General features: G+C 39.5%; 17 protein-coding genes and 1 pseudogene. 13 read left to right on the forward strand and 5 right to left on the reverse strand.

Annotated features, from left to right (window positions below):
* Window positions 1-209: 209 nt before the first annotated feature.
* Window positions 210-1,991, reverse strand: coding sequence for an ABC transporter ATP-binding protein (locus KZC02_RS22495; protein WP_221390739.1), 1,782 nt, complete (start codon window positions 1,989-1,991; stop codon window positions 210-212).
* Between the two features lie 433 nt (window positions 1,992-2,424).
* Between KZC02_RS22495 and nusB the strand changes: the two genes are divergently transcribed.
* From nusB to KZC02_RS33075, 7 genes are all read left to right on the forward strand, one after another.
* Window positions 2,425-3,588, forward strand: a complete 1,164-nt coding sequence (gene nusB / locus KZC02_RS22500; RefSeq protein WP_221390740.1) for a transcription antitermination factor NusB — start codon at window positions 2,425-2,427, stop codon at window positions 3,586-3,588.
* A 115-nt stretch (window positions 3,589-3,703) separates the two neighbouring features.
* The gene (locus KZC02_RS22505; RefSeq protein ID WP_221390741.1) at window positions 3,704-4,006 is read left to right on the forward strand and encodes a YtxH domain-containing protein; all 303 of its coding nucleotides are present in this window, start codon (window positions 3,704-3,706) and stop codon (window positions 4,004-4,006) included.
* 10 nt (window positions 4,007-4,016) lie between these two features.
* Entirely contained in the window at window positions 4,017-4,460 is a 444-nt protein-coding gene (locus KZC02_RS22510; protein WP_221390742.1) for a DUF1573 domain-containing protein, read from the forward strand.
* Between the two features lie 49 nt (window positions 4,461-4,509).
* On the forward strand, window positions 4,510-4,812 hold the full coding sequence (gene yajC, locus KZC02_RS22515; RefSeq protein WP_221390743.1) for a preprotein translocase subunit YajC: 303 nt from the start codon (window positions 4,510-4,512) through the stop codon (window positions 4,810-4,812).
* Window positions 4,813-4,908: 96 nt separating this feature from the next.
* Window positions 4,909-5,604, forward strand: coding sequence for a hypothetical protein (locus KZC02_RS22520; protein WP_229253734.1), 696 nt, complete (start codon window positions 4,909-4,911; stop codon window positions 5,602-5,604).
* A gap of 17 nt (window positions 5,605-5,621) precedes the next feature.
* Window positions 5,622-5,867 (forward strand): dephospho-CoA kinase, encoded by a 246-nt coding sequence (locus KZC02_RS33070; protein WP_310590351.1) that lies wholly within the window; start codon window positions 5,622-5,624, stop codon window positions 5,865-5,867.
* Window positions 5,818-6,072: a dephospho-CoA kinase gene (locus KZC02_RS33075; protein ID WP_310590352.1), complete on the forward strand. Its 255-nt coding sequence runs from the start codon at window positions 5,818-5,820 to the stop codon at window positions 6,070-6,072. The genes KZC02_RS33070 and KZC02_RS33075 overlap by 50 nt, the downstream gene beginning before the upstream one ends.
* A gap of 172 nt (window positions 6,073-6,244) precedes the next feature.
* Here the strand turns inward: KZC02_RS33075 and KZC02_RS33400 are convergent.
* The 3 genes and pseudogenes from KZC02_RS33400 to KZC02_RS22540 form a co-directional block, all read right to left on the reverse strand.
* A pseudogene (locus KZC02_RS33400) lies at window positions 6,245-8,021 on the reverse strand (DNA polymerase III subunit gamma/tau).
* Window positions 8,022-8,057: 36 nt separating this feature from the next.
* Window positions 8,058-8,906 carry a family 16 glycosylhydrolase gene (locus tag KZC02_RS22535; protein WP_221390744.1) on the reverse strand — a complete coding sequence of 283 codons (849 nt, stop codon included), beginning with the start codon at window positions 8,904-8,906 and terminating at the stop codon, window positions 8,058-8,060.
* A gap of 268 nt (window positions 8,907-9,174) precedes the next feature.
* Window positions 9,175-9,639 carry a DUF6934 family protein gene (locus KZC02_RS22540; protein WP_221390745.1) on the reverse strand — a complete coding sequence of 155 codons (465 nt, stop codon included), beginning with the start codon at window positions 9,637-9,639 and terminating at the stop codon, window positions 9,175-9,177.
* Between the two features lie 124 nt (window positions 9,640-9,763).
* On the opposite strand from KZC02_RS22540, the gene KZC02_RS22545 reads away from it, so the two are divergent.
* The 6 genes from KZC02_RS22545 to KZC02_RS22570 all read left to right on the forward strand — a co-directional run bounded on the left by KZC02_RS22545 (window position 9,764) and on the right by KZC02_RS22570 (window position 19,010).
* Window positions 9,764-10,765: a GSCFA domain-containing protein gene (locus KZC02_RS22545; protein WP_221390746.1), complete on the forward strand. Its 1,002-nt coding sequence runs from the start codon at window positions 9,764-9,766 to the stop codon at window positions 10,763-10,765.
* Window positions 10,766-10,882: 117 nt separating this feature from the next.
* A complete protein-coding gene (locus tag KZC02_RS22550) occupies window positions 10,883-11,989 on the forward strand; it encodes an Mrp/NBP35 family ATP-binding protein (protein ID WP_221390747.1) in 1,107 nt (368 codons plus the stop codon).
* Window positions 11,990-12,054: 65 nt separating this feature from the next.
* The gene (locus KZC02_RS22555) at window positions 12,055-12,312 is read left to right on the forward strand and encodes a NifU family protein (protein WP_221390748.1); all 258 of its coding nucleotides are present in this window, start codon (window positions 12,055-12,057) and stop codon (window positions 12,310-12,312) included.
* A gap of 160 nt (window positions 12,313-12,472) precedes the next feature.
* Window positions 12,473-14,218, forward strand: a complete 1,746-nt coding sequence (locus KZC02_RS22560) for a D-alanine--D-alanine ligase (protein ID WP_221390749.1) — start codon at window positions 12,473-12,475, stop codon at window positions 14,216-14,218.
* A gap of 154 nt (window positions 14,219-14,372) precedes the next feature.
* On the forward strand, window positions 14,373-17,093 hold the full coding sequence (locus tag KZC02_RS22565; protein ID WP_229253735.1) for an MGH1-like glycoside hydrolase domain-containing protein: 2,721 nt from the start codon (window positions 14,373-14,375) through the stop codon (window positions 17,091-17,093).
* Window positions 17,094-17,246: 153 nt separating this feature from the next.
* Window positions 17,247-19,010, forward strand: coding sequence for a phospho-sugar mutase (locus tag KZC02_RS22570; RefSeq protein WP_221390750.1), 1,764 nt, complete (start codon window positions 17,247-17,249; stop codon window positions 19,008-19,010).
* 73 nt (window positions 19,011-19,083) lie between these two features.
* On the opposite strand, the gene KZC02_RS22575 is transcribed toward KZC02_RS22570, so the two are convergent.
* Window positions 19,084-20,661, reverse strand: coding sequence for a DUF1501 domain-containing protein (locus KZC02_RS22575; RefSeq protein ID WP_221390751.1), 1,578 nt, complete (start codon window positions 20,659-20,661; stop codon window positions 19,084-19,086).
* Window positions 20,662-20,694 lie beyond the last annotated feature (33 nt).

The raw sequence follows: 20,694 nt of genomic DNA on the forward strand, positions 1-20,694 counted from the left end.
TATTGGAGAAGTGCTTTTTTAATAAAAGCAGATTTTCAAACGCTGATCAGTTTGTTTGAATGGGAAAATTGGAAATGCGGGAATTCGAAAGGAACGGTAGGTTGAAATATATTGCTAAACTAAACGATAGGTTAAATTCCAATGGATAAAATTTGTTCCATTGTTTGTTGATGTATTCTAATGTACGTCCATGCTGGCAGGTTAATTCATTATACTTCCTCAGCCATCAGCTGTTTCTCATATAATTCCTTATACGCTCCGTTTTTGGCCATTAATTCTGAATGTGTTCCCTGCTCAATAATTTTCCCATTATCAAGCATTACAATTCTGTCCGCCAGTTTTGCTGATGAAACACGATGTGAAATGATTACAGAAGTGCGCTGATCCATGATCTTCTTAAGATTGTTCAGGATAATGTTTTCAGTATTGGTATCAACTGCAGAAAGACAGTCGTCTAAAATTAAAATTTTGGGGTCACGGGCGATAGCTCTTGCGATGGACAGCCGCTGTTTTTGTCCACCTGATAAAGTAATTCCGCGTTCACCAAGCATGGTTCCGTACCCGTTCGGGAAATCTATAATATTATTATACAAATCGGCGTCTTTTACGGCCTGCTCTATTCTTGCAAACGGCATGTCGGTGGAGCCAAAGCGTACATTATTTTCGATTGAATCCGAAAAGAGGAAAACATCCTGCGGGACATAGCCAATTTGGCGGCGGTATGCATGTACATCATAATCCTGCAATGGAATATCATCAACCAGTATCCGGCCCTCAGTTGGATCGTACAAACGGCAAAGCAAATGCGCCAGTGTACTTTTTCCTGAACCAGTTGTACCCAAGATGGCCACTGATTCGCCCTGATTTACCTGTAAATCAAAATGCTGCAAAGCTTCAATACCGGAATCCGGATAAACAAAGCCAATGTTGCTGAAGGTAATAGAACCAGCCAAAGGTTTGTTAATATTTTTTACTGAAACCAGTGTTGTTTTTTCATCCAGAAATTCATTGATACGTTGCTGCGAAGATGCTGCACGCTGGATCTGGCTGGTAGTCCAGCCTAAGGCCATAACAGGCCAGGTCAGCATATTGACATACAAAATGAATTCAGTAATATTTCCCGGCGTCAAGTTCCCGTTTATGATTTCCTTTCCGCCTACATATATAATAAGGATGTTACTCAGGCCGATCAACAGCAAAATAATCGGATAGAAAAAAGAATCGACTTTGGTAAGTCCGAGTGATTTATTCTTAAAGTCTTCTGCTTCTTTCTGAAAATTTGTAAAAGAATGATTTTCCTGAACAAAAGATTTAATAACCCTAATGCCAGAAAACGCTTCCTGTACATAAGTCGAAAGCCCGGACAATTGTTTTTGAATTTCCTGAGAACGTTTCATAATAATACTGTTTACCACATACACACTAATAGAAAGTAGCGGGAGAGGTAAAAGCACATAAAAAGTTAATTTGGTATTCACCGAAAGCATATAGGAAATGACCAGGAAAAACAGCACGATCAGGTTTATTCCATACATGAGTGCCGGACCGAGGTAAATCCTTACATTACTCACATCTTCGGAAATCCTGGCCATAAGGTCACCCGTATTGTGGCGCCTGAAAAAGCTTGTCGGCAAAGTCTGATAATGCTGGTATACATCATTTTTAAGATCATATTCAATATGTCTTGACATAACGATAATCGTTTGCCTTACCAGGAAAAGGAATATTCCTTTCAGGAGTGCCATTGCCAAAATCAGCAGACCATAAAGTAAGATGCTGAATGCGAATATGTCGTACATTTTGCTTTGCAGTGCTGAGCCACCAAAAAGATAATAAATATCCAGTGTTTCAATCACAAGATCCAGTGCATACCGAACCAGCTGGGCAGGAATAATTCCGAAAAGGTTAGAAACGATAGTAAAAACGATTCCTGAGATGAGGTACCATTTGTATTTCCACAAGTACTGGTTGAGGTACTTTAATGATTTCACTTTTAAAAAAATTAGATATGAAACTCAGATAATTAAAATAAAATGGCGCTATATAACACGGCCGGATTCCTGTAAGAATTACAAATTAAAACATAAAACGAATAACACTTAATTTTCAATGTTCCGTTATTTTAATAGGTAAGTAAGGAATTAATCAAATTTATATTGGCAAATTAAGATTTAAACAGAAAGTCTTTCAGTTCAGCATCTTAAAATATCTTTGTCCGACGCCTTAAGAAAACCAACGTTCGGGCCTGCTAAATCGTTGCAAAAATCAAATGCCTGTTTTTGATTTTTCCGATTCTGAACAAAATAGTCTATTTTTGCGGTTAATTTAAAAAGAAACGCGGGGTATTGTAACAAATAATCCTGCACTATATGCAGACACGTTCTTTGGTTTACTGTACCTTTTTACCCACTAGTGTTGCGGCTTATGCTGAATAGAAGATTATTAAGAACAAAAGCTGTTCAGGCGCTTTATGCGCGCAAACTGACAGCTGACGCCAATCGCCTTTTGGCTTTAGACCACATTGATGAGGCATTTGCACCGGATCTCAATTCGATGGAATTTCAGGACCGGGCTAAACTGACCGGTATGAAAAAGCTGGCGGGTGTGACGCTGGATGATCTCATTAAAAAAGGAGAGCTGAACACTGACGAGACGCCGGCTCAGGTTATGAATGTTGCCCGCAGTGCATTTGACGCTTACCGGCGGCAAACTGTTTCGGACGGAGAAAAGATGGTTCGCCGCGTTTTAAATGAAACAGAATCTATTTATGTAGATTTTATCAGGGTTTTGTCCATGCTGATTGAATTGTCGCGCCAGGCGAAAATGGACAGGGAAAGAAGATATGATAATCCCGAGGCGCCTTTCCCAAAAGATTCCGGACTGAATACCAATCGTGTAATTCTTGTTTTAGAAGCGGACAAAAATCTGGAAGAAGAAATTATTAGGAACGGGATCAACTGGAGTAATGAAATGAACCTCATCCGGAAAATATACCGCGAGGCACTACGCAAAGATGAGGAATATGAAAAATATTGTCATAAAATTGCCCCCACATCTGAAGAAGACCAACTGATCATCCAGCATATATTAAGGCAGGTAATACTGAAACACGAAGTTCCTTTGGATTACCTGGAACAACGCGATTTATATTGGGTAGATCACAGTGAATTGATCCGTAGTTTATGTATCAAAACACTTAAATCTGCTGATACCAGTGAAACCTTCCAGCTGGCACCACTTACCAAAGACTGGGAAGAAGACCGGTTCTTTGTAGAGGAATTATGCCGGATCGTTGTTGAAGAAAATGATAAATATGATGTTTATCTGGACGAACATCTTAAAAACTGGGAACTGGACCGTATTGCATTAGTGGATCTGATCATCCTCAAAACAGCCTTGGCGGAATTGATCCATTTTCCAGGAATTCCAGTGAAAGTGACAATTAATGAATTTATTGAAATTGCAAAAAGGTATAGTACACCTAAAAGTGGTAAGTTTGTAAATGGAGTTTTGGACGTACTTTCTGTAAAGCTTGCTAATGAAGGCGTTATCAGAAAAAGCGGACGAGGCTTAATTGACAATAAATAAATTTGATAAACAAACGCATTATAAGTTGGTTTGTAAATTTGAATTGGAATAGTTTTTGTAAATATATTACTATTAAAATATCAGACTAAAAACTAACAGCAAAAACAATAGAGCCATGAGTAAAACTAGTAACGGTTTAATTGCATTTTTGACTGGCTGCGTAACAGGAGCTGCTTTGGGGATTCTTTATGCTCCTAATAAAGGAGAAGTACTGCGTACCCAATTAACATACAGATTATCAAAATATCGTGAAAAGCTTCAGGATGTAATCCAGGATATGGTTGACAGAAAAGACCTGCCTGATAATTACTCAAGAACTGAAAGTGAACGTGTTGTAAATGATGCGCGGGAAAAAGCAGAAAAACTGCTTGAAGATGTTGATCGTCTTATGGCTCAGATTAAAGGCCAGGCCAGCTGATTCAGGATTTATGAAACAAGTATTTTCGGTTATATTCTTTTTGTCGGTATCTACGGCTTTGTTAAATTGTTCGGGTACAGAAAAGAAAAACGATTCAAAACAGACAGATTCAAAACTGCCTGTTTTGACTTTAATAGACAGTTCTTCTTACGATTTTGGTACGATTAAAGAAGGCCAGGTTGTGGAGCATACTTTTAAGTTCAGAAATGATGGTGAATATCCTTTGATACTGAACAATATAACCTCATCTTGCGGATGTACAACTCCTGAATGGCCCAAAGAACCGATCGGCCCAAACGCTACTTCAAGTATTCATGTTCGTTTCGACAGTAAAAACAAATCGGGTCCCCAGGTAAAGACAATCACTGTTTATGCAAATACTGAACCTGCATATTCCGAATTGAGATTAAGGGGAATCGTGAATGCTGAACCAAAGCCGGAAGCAGAAAACTAAACTCAATCAAATAATTTCAAATTTTTAAAATAGGATATCTCCTTTAATAATGAAACTTTCTCTTTTAGCACAAGCAGCAGCAGGCGGTAACCAGGCCATGATCTACCAGGTAATAATGTGGGTGGGGATAATTGGTGTATTTTATTTTTTTATGATACGCCCACAGCAAAAGAAACAAAAAGAACAAAAAGAGCTTCTTGGTAACCTTAAAAAGGGAGAATCAGTCGTTACTATTGGCGGGATACATGCGAAAGTGTATACAGTTGATGAAACTACAGTAACACTTGAAATTGATAAAGGTGTTAAATTAACGATTGATAAATCGGCGGTGGCCCGTACAATTACCGAATAAAAGCTGGGGTAACCCTAGTGGTTACCCACAAACTTGTGATTACCCAATTACTCCTGGTTACCAAATACTTAATACAGAACTAACCAATAATTACTTGTGAGTGACACGCCTTCCGGAAAGAATAAGATAAAAACCTTTTTGGTTTGCCTGATTGCAGCTACGTTCTTTTGGTTGATGAACGTGCTTAATCAGGATAATTATTCTGTAAGGTTGAATTATCCGCTCGAAGTGGAGTACGATAATGCTTCTTTTGTGCCTTTGCAGCCTCTGCCTAAACGATTATCCGTAAATGTTTCGGGCAATGGATGGAACCTGGTGCGGAAATATTGGCTGAATTTTAATGCGCTTCCTGTCGTCTATAAGGTAAATAACCCGAACAAATCCAGCTATATCAATTCAACAACACTAACTGACCAGATCACCGAGCTCTTTCCTGATCTGCATGTTAATTATGTTGTTTCAGATACATTTGAACTCAGTTTTGAGCGTAAAATAAGAAGGATTATACCAATCCGGGTTGATAGCGCAGGAATTGATATGGGTGAAGGTTATGTCATATCCAGTATTATTAACGTTTCTCCATCACTTATTTCTGTCGACGGACCAGTTTCCCTGATAAAAGCTTATCCTGATACGATCCGTATTCAGGTTCCAACTCCGAAGATCCAGAACAATTTTGATGAAAGTCTTCCTATACCGCTGCCTGTTTCTCCTTTGGTAGAGGTTAGTCACCGTAATGTTTATATCAGTTTTGAGGTTGCACAATTTTTAAATACTGTTCCCAATAAGTAAGTGCAACTGCAATTTTTATGGCTGATTACAAGAAATCCCCTTTGCAAATTGGAATTACCGGAGGTATCGGTTCGGGTAAAAGTATTGTTTGTAAAATATTTTCGTGTCTTGATATACCTGTTTATGAAGCAGACAGCAGGGCAAAATGGCTGACCAATAATCATCCTGAAATTAAAGAAAAAGTCCTTCAGCTACTTGGGGAAAAATCTTATAATGCAGAAGGTATGTACAACAAGTTCTTATGTTGCCTCGGTCGTTTTTAAAAATGAGGATCTCCTTAAAAAATTAAATGCAATCATTCATCCTGTCGTCATGCAGGATACTGAAAGGTGGGTAAGTGAAAAATCCGGTTCTGCTTATGTGATCAAAGAAGCGGCCATTATGAACAAAGCCGGAGACAGAAATAATCTGGATTTTGTAATAGTCGTTGAGGCACCTGCTAAACTGAGAATTAAAAGAATACTATAGAGAGATAATCGCAGCCAGCAAGAAATAGAAGCAATCATTCAACGGCAGATTTCAGATGACGACCGCAATAAAATCGCTGATTTTGTAATTAAGAATGATGAAACATCTGCTCTTATTCCTCAGGTTTTATACTTGCATAAAAAATTCTTAAACAGATAGAAATGGCTGCTTATTAAAAGTCCGCATCCAAGCCTAATGCCTGCTTCAGCTTTAAAAGATGCGGGTTTTTTTCTGCCATGAAATTAAATTTCTCTGCCGCAGTATAAGGTACTTTTTTTACTTCATGCGGTGCTACACGCGGATTTATATCCAGTTTTGGCGCATGAAAACGATTTTTCAGAAAGCTTAACAAATCATACCTCATTCCCTGGATTGCATCGAGCTGATGGTCATTATCCAGAATAATTTCAATGCTTGTCCCGACAAGTTTAAATTCCTTCCTTAAAGCAATTTCTTCGGTAGTCGAGTTTTTTACCTGGTTGCGCTTTCCGGCGAATTCATACCAGGCACTTTGTAAATTTTCAAGCGTAAGTTCTTCCACATCAACCATAGTTGTTGAAGGCTGGCTTACTGCTATAATCGGATTTTCTTCGCGTGATGGCTGGGTTTGAACAGGTGCAGACGGAATGAGCTGCGTGGTACTTCTTAATTTTGTTGACTGAACAGGTGCTGCCACCGGCACAACAGTATTGACTGACGAAGAAGAGCTGACAGGCTGTAAATTAGTAACAGGTGAGCCATTACTTTTCTCATAAACAGGAGGTTTTGGTTCTGTCGTTACTGGCTGTTGCTCAGGCTCAACTTTTTTTTGCCGTTTCATCAACGGTCGCAAGTGAGCTCAGTTGAAGAATATGCGGCAAATTCGCAAGCTTCATAAGGCATAACTCTACATGCAGCCGCTGGTTTTTAGCAGCTTTATAATTGATATCAGTCTGGCCGGCAATACTAAGTGCCGACAGTAAAAAGCTCATGTCGGCAAGAGCAGACTGATGCAGGTATTTTCTTTCAGCTGCTTCAGAAACCTGTAAAAGGGTGACAGTAGACGGATCTTTACAAACCAGCAGATTACGGAAATGTTCGAGCAGGCCTACAATAAACAAATGCCCGTCAAATCCTTTTCGTAAAATTTCATCAAAGAGTATCAATGATTTTGCGATACTTCCAGCCGTTAAAGCATCTGTAATTTTGAAATAATAATCATAATCCAGGATATGCAGGTTTTCAAGTACCGCTTCATAAGTCAGGCGGTTGCCAGTTGAAAAAGTAACATTCAAATCGAACATAGACAAAGCGTCACGAAGTCCTCCATCAGCTTTTTGGCCGATTAGTTCCAACGCCTCTGCGTCTGTTTCAATACCTTCTTTTTTAGCAATATCTGCCAGATGGTAAGCAATATCCTTAGGTTGTATCCTGTTGAAATCGAAAATCTGGCAACGCGATAATATCGTTGGCAGAATCTTATGCTTCTCAGTTGTAGCCAGGATGAAAATGGCATAACTGGGTGGTTCTTCCAATGTTTTCAAAAATGCATTAAAAGCCTGCGATGAAAGCATGTGAACTTCATCAATGATATAAATCTGGTACTTTCCGGGTAATTGTGGCGGAGTCCGGATTTGGTCGATCAAACTCCGTATGTCATCTACTGAATTATTGGAAGCAGCATCCAGCTCATGGATGTTGAAAGACTGGTTGTTCTGAAAACTGATACAGGAAGTACATTCTCCGCATGCCTCTACGTCTTCACCCAGATTCTGGCAATTGATAGTTTTTGCCAAAATCCGTGCGCATGTAGTTTTTCCTACACCTCTTGGCCCGCAAAAAAGAAAAGCCTGTGCAAGGTGATTGGTGCGTATAGCATTTTTAAGCGTAGTAGTAATGTGTGACTGACCAACCACCGAATCGAAGGTGACGGGTCGATACTTCCTGGCCGAAACAACGAAATGATCCATGGGTGCAAGTTACCTCGATGGACTGTAATTTCAAAGCTACTTTTTTTCAATGAGTGGATAAACCCGAACATAATCCACCTCCATTTTTTGAGGGAAGATGCTATCATCCACGCCTTTCTGGCCACCCCAATTACCTCCAACTGCCATATTTAATAAAAGATGAAAAGATTTGTCAAAGGGCCATTGCTGCCATTGATAAACCGGTTCTTTATTAAATCTGAAATATTCGTTACCGTCAGCAGAGAGAGCAACATAGTCCGGAGTCCACTCACATGTATAAATGTGAAACTCAGTAGAAGCGGTATTGATAATAGTATTATTACCCTTATTGGTGCCAATGGAGTGGTTAAATGCCTTTGTATGGATATTGCCATGAATGTTATTCTGGTCAAAACCTACATGTTCCATTATATCTATTTCGCCATTATCCGGCCAGCCCTTATTTCCGTAAGTATTATTACTTGCCAGCATCCAGATAGCAGGCCATGTTCCTCGTCCCGTTGGTAGTTTGGCTTTAATTTCAAATTTGCCATAGCGAAAATCACCTTTACCAAGAGAAACAAGTCTGGCTGAACTGTATTTGTTTTTACCTGATTGTTCTTTAATTGCCTCAATAATCAGCTTGCCGTTTTCAACATGCGCATTTTCCTGTTTGTCCGTATAATTTTGCAATTCATTATTTCCCCATCCATCCCCACCTAAATCGTAACTCCATTTTTTAACATCCGGTTTGCCCGAATAATCAAATTCATCCTGCCATACGGGCGTAGTTCCAAATTCATATTGACGAGGAACCTGCGGCGTGTTGGCTGGTTGAGCACAACCAGTAAGCCCAATCAGATTAATTGAAATCAGGAATATTGACTTGAAAAAAGAATTTGGCATATTACAGTCAGATGCTAAACTTACTTGTCTTTTGAACTCATTGGAAATTTAGAAAAATCTATTTTCCTAAGTAACGCATTCATTTCGTCTAATTTTTTCTGAACAATTTGCTCTCCGGTTAATTTTGGGGCAGAATTTTCTTTTTACTGTTTTCATTAATCATGCTTGGCGTTAATTGGCATTCCTGGTAATTTAGAAAGATCCATTTTTTTAAGCATCGCATTCACCTTGTCTAATTTCTTTTGAACAATTTGTTCTCCTGTAAGAGTTAAAGTAGTATTTTTTTTTTAGTGTTTTCATGTTTTCCTATAAGGCAAAATTCATATTCTGTATTGATTTCAAAAGGATATGGAACATCATGGTTAACTCCGAAAACTACAAACTTTTTAGAAATCTCGATTAACTCTCGGCTCAATATTATTCGGTAAAGTCGATGTCGACGTGAATCACTGCCACTGAAAATAACAAAAATGTGATGATTGTGATCCAGAAAATTATTGATAATTTGTATTACAGTGGCTATAACAATTTTAAAATCATCATTACTCGTTTCTGCCATGTCACTTAGTTCACCATTTTCCAATAAATCAAGCAACGCAAGATTGTAAATTTTAGAAATGGCTGTTTCAGTTAAAAGAACAACCTTCCTGACTTCTTTCTTTGCACTGATACTGACAAATTCAAAGCGGAATTCTGTACGCGACAGCGTAAATGGGTAAGTATTTTCATTCATTATTTGTTGATGAGTGTGTGCGATTTAACTCAAACTTAATGATTTAAAATCACTAATAAAACAGAACTAAAGAGACGTTTAATTAATTCACATTAATTTTGCAATACCTACATGATTACACAGAATGAAGCAATTAAAATTAAATACCGAAGTCAGCATTACTCCGTCCGATTGGAAAATTAACCATCATTCAAAAATATTAACTATTGGTTCGTGTTTCGCAGAAGTATTGGGCAGACAACTTTTTGACTATAAATTTCCTGTCCTAAATAATCCCTTCGGCACAGTATTTAATCCGCATACGATTACCAAAATCCTGGATTCCGCTTTGGAAGGAAGGAAGCCAAATTCTGCTTTATATCTGGAAAATGCAGACCGGGTATGGCTTCATCATGATTTTCACTCAGCTCAATGGGCTGTAAATCAGCATGAACTGGAAACGGAATTGATGGAAAAGCTGAATAGCATGAAAGCATTTATACAAAGCGCAGATTTACTCGTCATAACATTAGGCACCGCTTATGCTTACCGGCACAGATCAACCAATTTGCTCGTCGGGAATTGCCATAAATTACCTTCTGACCGTTTTGTGAAAGAATTGCTGCATCCGGATCAGATCATGATCCCTTTTGAACAGCTGATCAATAAATTAAGATCTTTCCGGCGCGACTTACAGGTTATTGTGACTGTAAGCCCGGTTCGGCATACAAAAGATACTTTACCATTAAACCAGGTTAGTAAGTCTACTTTGAGATTGATTTGTCATCGTTTATCCGAAAAATACCGGCACGTTGAATATTTTCCTTCCTATGAAATCATGATCGACGAATTACGCGATTACCGGTATTACGAAGAAGACCTTATACATCCGAACAAAATAGCAGAGGATCATATCTTTCATACTTTTGTCCATTCATTTGTCAGTACAGGATCACTGGATTTCATGAAAGAATGGAATCATATACGCCAGATGATGAATCACAGGCCACAGCATGGATTTACGCAAAGCCAGTTTAAATTATTAAATACCCTTAGATTAAAGCTGAACGAAATTTCTGCAACCATAGATGTTACTGCTGAACTGAATGAAATACGCAAAAGAATAAATGAATTTCCAGTTCTTTAATAAACTCATTACGTATTATTTGTGTTGAATCGTATTGAAGAAGTGATGACGAAAGAGTACCAAATTTTAATTATGAATAGGATTTTATCCTTATAAGAAAAATCCGTAATCCGTATAATGGGAGAATTTACAATAAATAAAGAAAAAGTATTACAGGCATTAAGTACTGTGGAAGAGCCCGATCTGAAAAGGGATCTGGTAACGCTGGGTATGATCCAGGATATTGAAATCGGCATTAATCAGGTCAAATTCACTGTGGTGTTAACCACACCAGCTTGTCCGTTGAAAGAGCTGATCCGAAGGAATTGTACTGCGGCAATCCACAAACATTTAAGTCCTGATGTTGAAGTGATTGTTAATCTGACAGCTAACGTTACTTCAACGCGTCAGACCGGTTCCTTAATTCCGGGCGTAAAAAATGTGATTGCTATTTCATCAGGGAAAGGTGGTGTGGGGAAATCTACCGTTACTGCCAATCTGGCTATGGCGTTGCACCGTTCGGGTGCAAAGGTCGGGATTATAGATGCAGATATCTTTGGGCCTTCCATGCCGGTAATGTTTGGTGCAGAAAATATGCAGCCCACTATTACGCCAAAAAATGGTAAAAATTACATTAATCCAATTCGTCAGTACGGGATAAAAATTATTTCAATAGGTTTTTTAACACCACCGGACAGTGCAGTAGTTTGGCGCGGCCCTATGGCAAGCCAGGCTCTAAAGCAGTTTTTTGGTGATACGGATTGGGGTGATCTGGATTATCTCTTAATTGACCTTCCTCCGGGAACAAGTGATATACATTTAACACTGGTACAAACTGTTCCTGTAACAGGTGCTGTAATTGTGACAACACCACAAAAAGTAGCCTTAGCAGATGCGACCAAGGGACTGTCGATGTTCATGCAGCCACAGATTAATGTGCCGATTCTAGGTATTGTTGAAAACATGGCATGGTTTACACCTGATGAGCTCCCGGATTATAAATATCCAATTTTTGGTTCAGGCGGAGGGCAGCTTCTGGCAAGCAAATTTAATGTACCTTTATTAGGACAAATACCGTTGGTTCAAAGTATCCGAGAGGCAGGTGATGAAGGAAAACCGGCTATTATGAATAACAATGCTATTGTAAATAATGCTTTCAGGGATACTGCCGAAGCTTTGGCTCAGCAGGTTGCTATTAGAAATGCTTCCAAAGACAAAACCCGGCTTGTAGAAATCCAGGCTTAGGTTAAGAAGCATTTATTTGATTTTAAAGATAAAGTTTTGCATATTAGCAGATAGATTTTTTTATAATGGATTCAAAAGAAAAAACAATAGAACTGATTGAGCAGGCGCTCGAAACTGTACGCCCTTATCTTCATGCTGATGGCGGAGATGTGAAATTGGTGGAATTAACCGATGACATGACTGTAATTCTTGAGTTGCAGGGGTCTTGCCAAAGCTGTCCGATGAGCGCTATGACTTTCCGTGCAGGTCTTGAAGAGTCAATTCGTAAGGCAGTTCCGCACGTAAGCAAAGTAATTGCATCCAATGTAGCGGCACTCGCATAACGCATTACAGCAATTTTAAGATTTTTATAACCGGGCTAAAAACCGTCCGGTTATACCTTTCCTGAATAAATATTTCATGTGCTTACTTCGTGGAAATTGATTCGTCTCAATTACTGCCTTATATTGCAGCTGTGATTTGAATGCATCAATCAGGATTTATATGCGCATAGGAGTATTTTTTGGAGGCCCTTCCCGTGAAAGGGAAATTTCTTTTGCTGGTGGAAAAACCGCCTTCGAATATTTAGATAAGTCGCTCTTTGAGCCAATCCCGATTTTTGTAGACAGTTTCGGACGCTTTATCAAGCTTGAACATACTTACATGTATGCCAGTGAAATAAGGGACTTTTATCCATCCGCTCAAATGCAACGGGATGGATTCAAAACATACATAGATTCATATCCGCATCTGGCTAATGAACCTGTTCCTTCCGAAATAGGTACCCAGCTAACTCCCGCTGAATTCAATTCTCATTTTGATTTTGCATTTCTGGCCATGCATGGCCCTGGCTGTGAAGATGGTGCTATACAGGGCTTATTGGAATGGTATCAAATTCCTTATAGCGGTCCGGGTTTAATGGGATCTGCGGTGGGAATTGATAAGATATTACAAAATGAAATGATCGCCCTTGTTAACGGTCAGGAGAAAAAAAGCTGGACACTTCGTTATGACCAGTGGATTCCAAATGAATATCCGATTTTATTTAAGGTGCTGAAAAAGCATCTTGGCCTGCCTTTGGTTATTAAGGCGCCGCATCAGGGATCTTCCATTGGTGTAGCTATTGTAAAACAAGATTCTCTGGGAGATTTTATTGCAGCTATAAACCAGTGCTTTTTTCAGGTCGAAATTGAAAGCAGCACCTGGAAATCCATGGATGCAGCTCAAAAACATATTTGGGCACAGAAAATGGCCAATCTGGATGAAGGAATTGCTTATCCGGTTGTAATTAAAGGCAAGAGCATATATCTTCCCCAGCAATTAATTGAAGAACTGGATTCTTATTTTTCAAATCAGGCTGAAACATTATTTATCAGCAGTTCAAATGCAGAAGACCAGGTATTAATTGAAGAATTTATAGACGGCCAGGAATTTTCCTGCGGCTGCATTCAATTTGATAACGGTAAACCATTGGCATTGCCTCCAAGTGAAGTAATTAACCTGGCAGAAGTTTTTGATTTCAATGCGAAATATAAGCCCGGAGGAAGCCGTAAACGTATTCCGGTTGAGACAACTCTTGGAAAAAACCAGGAAATTCAACAGGTTATTGCACAGGTTTTTGAGCAGTTGGGAATTAATGTTTGCGTTCGGATTGATGGTTTTTTAACACCCGAGGGCACTATTTTACTACACGACCCGAATACAATTCCCGGTATGTCGCCAACTTCATTCATTTTTAAACAAATGGCAGAAATTGGCCTGAATGTTACACAGGCACTTACTTATCTTATTCGCCAGTCGATCAGGGAAAGAACCAGAACCGGAAAAAATACATGGCAGCTGCGCAATCTTCTTCAGGGTTTGGACGAAAAAATTACAAAAGAAAAGTCCAGACAAAAGCCGTTGAAAGGAATTGTATTTGAAGCTTCCGATGAACAATATGCGTTGGCCCGGTTAGCTTATGGAAAAACAAATGCCGAAGGGAAATATACCCCGGTACCTGTTTTACTTGCAGATGATGGTAAATACTATCAGCTTCCTAATCCGTTCATGTTCAAGGAGTATATAGCCGACGTTGAAAATCTGCTCCATCAGGAACGCCATCCATTATTGGTTGAAACGTCGGAGAGAGCAAAACCTACAACAGCGTTTTATGGAGGCGATGTAGAATATCAGGTAAAAGCTTATAATGATATTGAGTCTATAAATCTGGTAGAGAATTGGATATACGTAAAAAATGACGGTTTATAATGAAATTGGTATTTTTTAACGGATATAGCCTTTTTTAGAACTGTTTTTTTATTAATTTTCAATTTACAGACAGCTTAAAGAGTTTTTTATTCCTGACTTTTTAAATTGTGTACTTTTACATAAAATTAATTGAGTTAGATAATTCTACATATTGATGGCACACGGCGCGGAAAAAGTAAGGTTAAGCCTTCAGAAGGAAAATAAAGGATGGAAGAAATGGGGGCCATATTTGTCTGAACGTCAGTGGGGCACAGTGAGAGAGGATTATAGCGGAAACGGAGATGCCTGGAATTATATCACTCACGAAATGGCTTATTCGAAGGCATATCGCTGGGGAGAAGATGGTATTGGAGGGTTTTCAGATAATAAACAGCACATTTGTTTATCATTTGCTTTCTGGAACCATAATGATAAGCTCATCAAAGAAAGAATTTTCGGGCTGACAAACCGTGAGTCCAATCATGGGGAAGACGTGAAGGAAATGTACTACTATCTGGATAGTACGCCTACACATTCTTATACCAAAATGCTTTACAAATATCCTCATCAGGCTTTTCCATATGATGAATTACGGCAGGAAAATGGCCGCAGGGGGAAAGAGGATCCTGAGTATGAAATTATGGATACAGGCGTGTTCGATAACAACGAATACTTCGATATTTTCATAGAACACGCCAAAGCGGATGAGGAGGATATCATGATGAAAGTCACGATCTTTAACCGCGGCCCGAAAGATGCCCCGATCACATTGCTTCCTACTATTATGTTCAGGAATACATGGTCGTGGGGTTACGAAGCGTACAATTATAAACCGATGATGAACGGTATTTCCAACCGTTTAATAGAAGTTACGCATAGAAAACACGGAAAATATAATTTGTATCTGGAAGGTGCCGATGAATTGTTGTTTTGTGAAAATGAAACCAATTACAAAAAGCTTTATGGTACTGCCAATACCACAGCTTACCCAAAAGACGGTATCAACGACTATATTATTAGTGGTAAAAAAGCAACTACTGTTAATCCTAACAGTATTGGTACAAAAGCATCTGCAAGGTTTACCAAAACAATTAAAGCAGGTGAAAGTGTTTCCTTCCGGATGCGCTTTGTAAATCATACCATTTCTGAACCCTTTGGAGGTTTTGAGGATCTTTTCACCAAACGCATTCGTGAAGCCGATGAATTTTATGATGATCTTCAAAAGGATGTAACGGATGCCGACCTGAAATCCATTCAGCGCCAGTCTTATGCAGGAATGTTATGGAGCAAACAGTTCTATTATTACAATGTATACGAATGGCTGAAAGGCGATCCTGCACAGCCCGGGCCTAATCAGGGCAGGAAATGGGGGCGAAATTCCGGCTGGAAGCACTTATATGCGGCCAATATTATATCCATGCCAGATAAATGGGAGTATCCCTGGTTTGCAGCCTGGGACCTCGCTTTTCATTGTGTTCCGCTGGCACGCGTAGATGCAGCATTTGCTAAAAGACAGCTGGAAATTCTTCTGCGTGAATATTATATGCACCCCAACGGTCAGATTCCAGCTTATGAATGGAATTTTTCTGATGTAAACCCACCTGTGCACGGCTGGGCAACATGGAAGGTTTATGAAATTGACCAGGAGCAAAATAACGGAGTAGGGGATGTTGAGTTTCTAGAAAAAATATTTCATAAACTGCTTCTGAACTTTACCTGGTGGGTCAATCAGAAAGATGATACCGGTAATAATATTTTTAGCGGCGGGTTCTTAGGATTGGATAATATTGGTGTTTTTGACCGTTCGACCCCGATGCCTTTTGGCGGAAAATTACAGCAGGCAGATGCTACCGGCTGGATGGCCATGTACACGCTGAACATGTTGCGCATTTCTGTGGAAATTGCATTGGTTCATCCGGTTTATCAGGATATGGCTTCCAAGTTTTTTGAGCACTTCCTGCATATTGCCGGAGCTATGGAATCTATTGGTGGTAAAAACTCTTCTATCAGTCTCTGGGACGAGGAAGACCAGTTTTATTATGATGTAATCCATATTCCAAACGGTCAAAGTATTCTTTTAAAAGTTCGTTCAATTGTAGGTTTAATCCCTTTGTTTGCGGTCGAAATCCTTGATCCTCAGAATCTGGACAAAATGCCTGTTTTCAAACGACGTGTGGAATGGGTATTGGCAAACCGTCCGGATCTGGCCCGTTTAATATCCCGTTGGTTTGAGTCCGGAAAAGGTGAAAACCGCTTGCTTTCTATTCTTCGTGGCCACCGTATGAAAATGATCATGAAGCGTATGCTGGACGAAAGCGAATTTTTGTCAGATTATGGTGTAAGGGCTTTGTCCAAATACCATGAAGAAAATCCATATAAATTTTATATCAACGGGGAAGTATTGCAGGTAGATTATACACCTGCCGAAGCTTTAACGGATATTATGGGTGGTAATTCCAACTGGCGCGGACCAATATGGTTCCCCTTGAATTACCTGATTTTCGATTCATTGATGAAATTCCATGCCTATTATGGAGAAGATTTTATGATCGAATATCCCACCAATTCAGGAAATCTGGTAACGATTAAAGATGCTGCAGTTGCTATTGCAGGCCGTTTGATCAATATCTTCAAAAAAGATGCTGATGGAAACCGGGCGGTATACGGAAATGATGAAAAATTGCAGAAAGATCCTCATTTTAATGACCATGTGTTGTTTTACGAGTATTTTCACGGAGATAACGGACGCGGCTGCGGAGCAAGCCACCAGACGGGTTGGACGGGGCTGGTCGCTGAACTAATCCACAAAACAGCTAAGGAAACAATGAAGGATGTATCGGTTAAGGAAATTCCGAAAGATGCTTCACAGGAAGAAAAAAAGAAGAACTGGAAATAAGTAAATAATTCCGGTATATATTTACATTTATGGTGTTAAAGGCATTAAAAGAATAACTCTTAGTCCCTTTTTGATATAAATAACTGATATTCAGTTTTTCTGTATCGAAAAGGGACTTGGTTTACAATTTTTATCTAAAATCTAAACTTGACTATGACTGCAAAATTAGAACCGAATGTAATGGCCAAAGTGAATAGCTGGCTCAACGGTGATTATGATATTGATACGAAACAATCTATTCAGCAATTGATCGATGAGTCAAATGATACTGAATTAACGGATGCGTTTTACAAAGATCTGGAATTCGGAACAGGTGGTTTACGGGGATTAATAGGAATTGGCTCTAACCGCATGAACCGTTATACGGTTGGAACTGCAACTCAGGGGCTGGCAAATTACCTGAACAAAGCATTTCCTAATGAAGCTAAAAGTGTAGCTATAGCATATGACAGCCGCATAAAGTCAGATGAATTTGCTAAGATTATTGCAGATATATTTTCCGCAAACGGAATTGATGTTTACTTGTTTGAAGCATTACGTCCAACGCCTGAATTGTCTTTCGCTATTCGTGAACTGGGTTGTAAAAGTGGCGTTGTTGTAACGGCTTCGCATAATCCCAAAGAATATAATGGTTATAAGGCTTATTGGGATGATGGCTCACAGGTTGTAGCCCCACATGATGCAAATATCATCGACGAAGTAAATGCAATCAAGTCCATTGATGATGTGAAATTTGATGGTGATCCTTCTAAGATCACTAAAATTGGTGCTGATATTGATGAAAAATATCTGAACCATATATTATCGCTTTCTATTTCGAAAGATGCAATTGTACGCCAGAAAGATCTGAAAATTGTATATACGCCTTTGCATGGAACTGGGGTAACATTAGTGCCTAAATTATTGGCTAAAATGGGTTTTGAGGCAGTTACTATCATTACAGAACAGGCTGAACCTAATGGAAACGGACAATTCCCAACGGTTGTTTACCCAAATCCGGAGGAAACAGAAGCAATGTCCAAAGCAGTGGAAAAGGCCAAAGAAATTGATGCTGATCTCGTATTGGGAACGGATCCTGATGCTGACAGAGTTGGTATTGCAGCTAAAAACCACCACGGTGAAATTCAGCTTTTGAATGGTAACCAGACGGCCAGCGTATTAATTTATTACCTTTTAAATGCCTGGAAAGACGCCGGGAAACTTACCGGAACTCAGTTTGTTTGTAAAACCATTGTTACGACGGATCTTATCGATAAAATGGCCGCAGCGTTTGATGTCAAATGTTATAATACATTGACTGGATTCAAATTTATTGCGCAGGTAATCCGTGAAAAAGAAGGTATTGAGCAGTTTATCGGCGGAGGCGAAGAAAGCTACGGTTATCTAATCGGGGATGCAGTTCGTGATAAAGATGCCATTGCATCCTGCGCCATGATTGCCGAGCTGACTGCTTATGCAAAAGACAAGGGATTAAGCCTTTTTGATATGTTAATGGAAATCTACAAGCAATTTGGTTTCTATTACGAAGGTTTGATCTCTCTTACTAAAAAAGGTAAAGCCGGTGCAGATGAAATTCAGCATATGATGGCAGATTTCAGGGTAAATCCACCAAAAACACTTGCTGGCTCGCCAGTAACACGTATGGATGATTACAAAGCACTGACTACTACGGACTTTACCAGCGGAACTACAACGTCCATTCCATCAGGTGAAATGGGAATTGAACCATCCAATGTATTGCAGTTCTTCACTGAGGATGGTACTAAATTTACTTGCCGTCCATCCGGAACTGAACCGAAAATTAAGTTCTACGTAGGAGTTCGTGCGACGTTGGAAAAGAATGAAGATTTTGACAGCGTTTATGCAACTTTGAAAGATAAAGTGCAGGCAATAGGTGAGGAGTTGGGATTGAAATAAGGATACAGATACAAAAAACGGCAGTTCTCTTTTCGAAGACAACTGCCGTTTTTATATAAAGTTAAAGTAAAAATTATCTCAAAATCATCACAGGTTTAACAACAGAATGCTTGTCGTTTTCTAACCGGATAAAGTATTTTCCTGAGGTGATGTTCGGCTTTTTAATCCGTATTTGTGTTGTGGACAAATATGTAACCTGAAGGGGCAAAACCCGGCCGTTCATATCCGTTATAGTAAGTTTATCATTCCCCTGTATCATCAGCCCTGACTCCACATAAATTTCTTCATTAGCAGGATTGGGATAAACATTGATCCGTTCCGTAGATATGGGTTTAATATCCGGAACTTGTTTATTAAAAATCGGAAGATTCGTAAACATCGTATCAAACATAACACTTTTTGCTAAATCATCAGAAGCGCCCAGCCAATCGGTTAAAATACTCGAATATACTTGCCTGTAATCATTCTGGATTTTAATGTTGTTTCCAACCAAATCTGTCAGATCCGGATTTTTGCCAATTATGCGGGTTTTGATTTCACTTCCAAAAACGAACATTGGTGATGCCCAGCCATGATCCGTTCCCCGGCTTCCATTGGAAATAGCCCGGCGCCCAAATTCCGAGAATGTCATCCCAGCTACTTTGTCTTCCTTACCGTTGGCTTTAAGGTCATCCAAAAAAATCTTGATGCCTTCGGACAAATATTTCAGCAGAGTGGCGTGTTTTCCCTGTGTAGTATCCGTAATGTCCACCTGCTGCGAGTGTGTATCAAATCCACCCAGTGTTACATAGTAAATCTTCGTTTTTAATCCTCCTGCAATAAGCCTGGATACAATTTTAAGCTGATCAAATAAAGAATTATCTGTAGGATAAACTACCATGTTTTTCCCTTTAGCAGATGCTTCTTTCAAACGTCCTGCATATGCAACCGAAGAAGTTTGTTGCTGGCGAATGAAGGCAGTATATTTTCCGGCCGGGGTATTCGGTAGTTCCCCGGGATTTATGACCGGTTTATCTCCAATAATCTGTGAAAAAGTGTCAGGATCCTGTATGGAAAGCCCTCCAGGACTACTGCTTGTGTTAAACGTCGTAGAAGAAATGGAAGAAATCTGAATTGCCATTGGATCCGGAAAATTTGCATTAGGGTATGCATCCGGGAACTGATCATAGCTTTGTTCAAGATATCGCCCGAGCCAGCCCGATGTAGAAAGTTTGTCTGAGTCAACGGCGGTAAACCATATATCGTTCGCACGGAAATGCGAAAAATTCGGATTAGGATATCCGGTTGCATGGACAATCGACAACTTGCCTTCGTTAAAGAGAGTCTGAAGACCGGTCATCGAAGGATGTAGTCCGGTTTCCGGAAAGCCATCCAGTTTTAATGCTTTATTTTCCGGAATAGCAATATTGCCCCTGAAATTACTTGCAGTGTAAGTACTGTATTGGTCCAGCGGAAGTACCATATTCAGCCCATCATTTCCACCGTTCAGCTGAATTACCACCAAAATTTTGTCATTTGCCTCTGCCAGTTCAAGCATTGCTTTCATAAAGGGAGAGCTCGCATTGGTTTCTGCACGCGCGCCATATCCGTCTAAAACCAGAGGGAGAAAGAACGAGGAAGTTGCATATTGTAGAAATTCACGACGTTTCATAACGAGAGTAATTAATTTGGAAATAAGATCATT

It is taken from the genome of Dyadobacter sp. NIV53, from assembly GCF_019711195.1.
In the GTDB taxonomy this organism is placed as follows: domain Bacteria; phylum Bacteroidota; class Bacteroidia; order Cytophagales; family Spirosomataceae; genus Dyadobacter.

Coding starts and splice junctions, on each gene's coding strand:
- nusB (WP_221390740.1), top strand. CDS start 2,425: ATGCTGAATAGAAGATTATTAAGAACAAAAGCTGTTCAGGCGCTTTAT.
- KZC02_RS22505 (WP_221390741.1), top strand. CDS start 3,704: ATGAGTAAAACTAGTAACGGTTTAATTGCATTTTTGACTGGCTGCGTA.
- KZC02_RS22510 (WP_221390742.1), top strand. CDS start 4,017: ATGAAACAAGTATTTTCGGTTATATTCTTTTTGTCGGTATCTACGGCT.
- yajC (WP_221390743.1), top strand. CDS start 4,510: ATGAAACTTTCTCTTTTAGCACAAGCAGCAGCAGGCGGTAACCAGGCC.
- KZC02_RS33070 (WP_310590351.1), top strand. CDS start 5,622: ATGGCTGATTACAAGAAATCCCCTTTGCAAATTGGAATTACCGGAGGT.
- KZC02_RS33075 (WP_310590352.1), top strand. CDS start 5,818: ATGCAGAAGGTATGTACAACAAGTTCTTATGTTGCCTCGGTCGTTTTT.
- KZC02_RS22535 (WP_221390744.1), bottom strand. CDS start 8,906: ATGCCAAATTCTTTTTTCAAGTCAATATTCCTGATTTCAATTAATCTG.
- KZC02_RS22540 (WP_221390745.1), bottom strand. CDS start 9,639: ATGAATGAAAATACTTACCCATTTACGCTGTCGCGTACAGAATTCCGC.
- KZC02_RS22545 (WP_221390746.1), top strand. CDS start 9,764: ATGAAGCAATTAAAATTAAATACCGAAGTCAGCATTACTCCGTCCGAT.
- KZC02_RS22550 (WP_221390747.1), top strand. CDS start 10,883: ATGGGAGAATTTACAATAAATAAAGAAAAAGTATTACAGGCATTAAGT.
- KZC02_RS22555 (WP_221390748.1), top strand. CDS start 12,055: ATGGATTCAAAAGAAAAAACAATAGAACTGATTGAGCAGGCGCTCGAA.
- KZC02_RS22560 (WP_221390749.1), top strand. CDS start 12,473: ATGCGCATAGGAGTATTTTTTGGAGGCCCTTCCCGTGAAAGGGAAATT.
- KZC02_RS22565 (WP_229253735.1), top strand. CDS start 14,373: ATGGCACACGGCGCGGAAAAAGTAAGGTTAAGCCTTCAGAAGGAAAAT.
- KZC02_RS22570 (WP_221390750.1), top strand. CDS start 17,247: ATGACTGCAAAATTAGAACCGAATGTAATGGCCAAAGTGAATAGCTGG.
- KZC02_RS22575 (WP_221390751.1), bottom strand. CDS start 20,661: ATGAAACGTCGTGAATTTCTACAATATGCAACTTCCTCGTTCTTTCTC.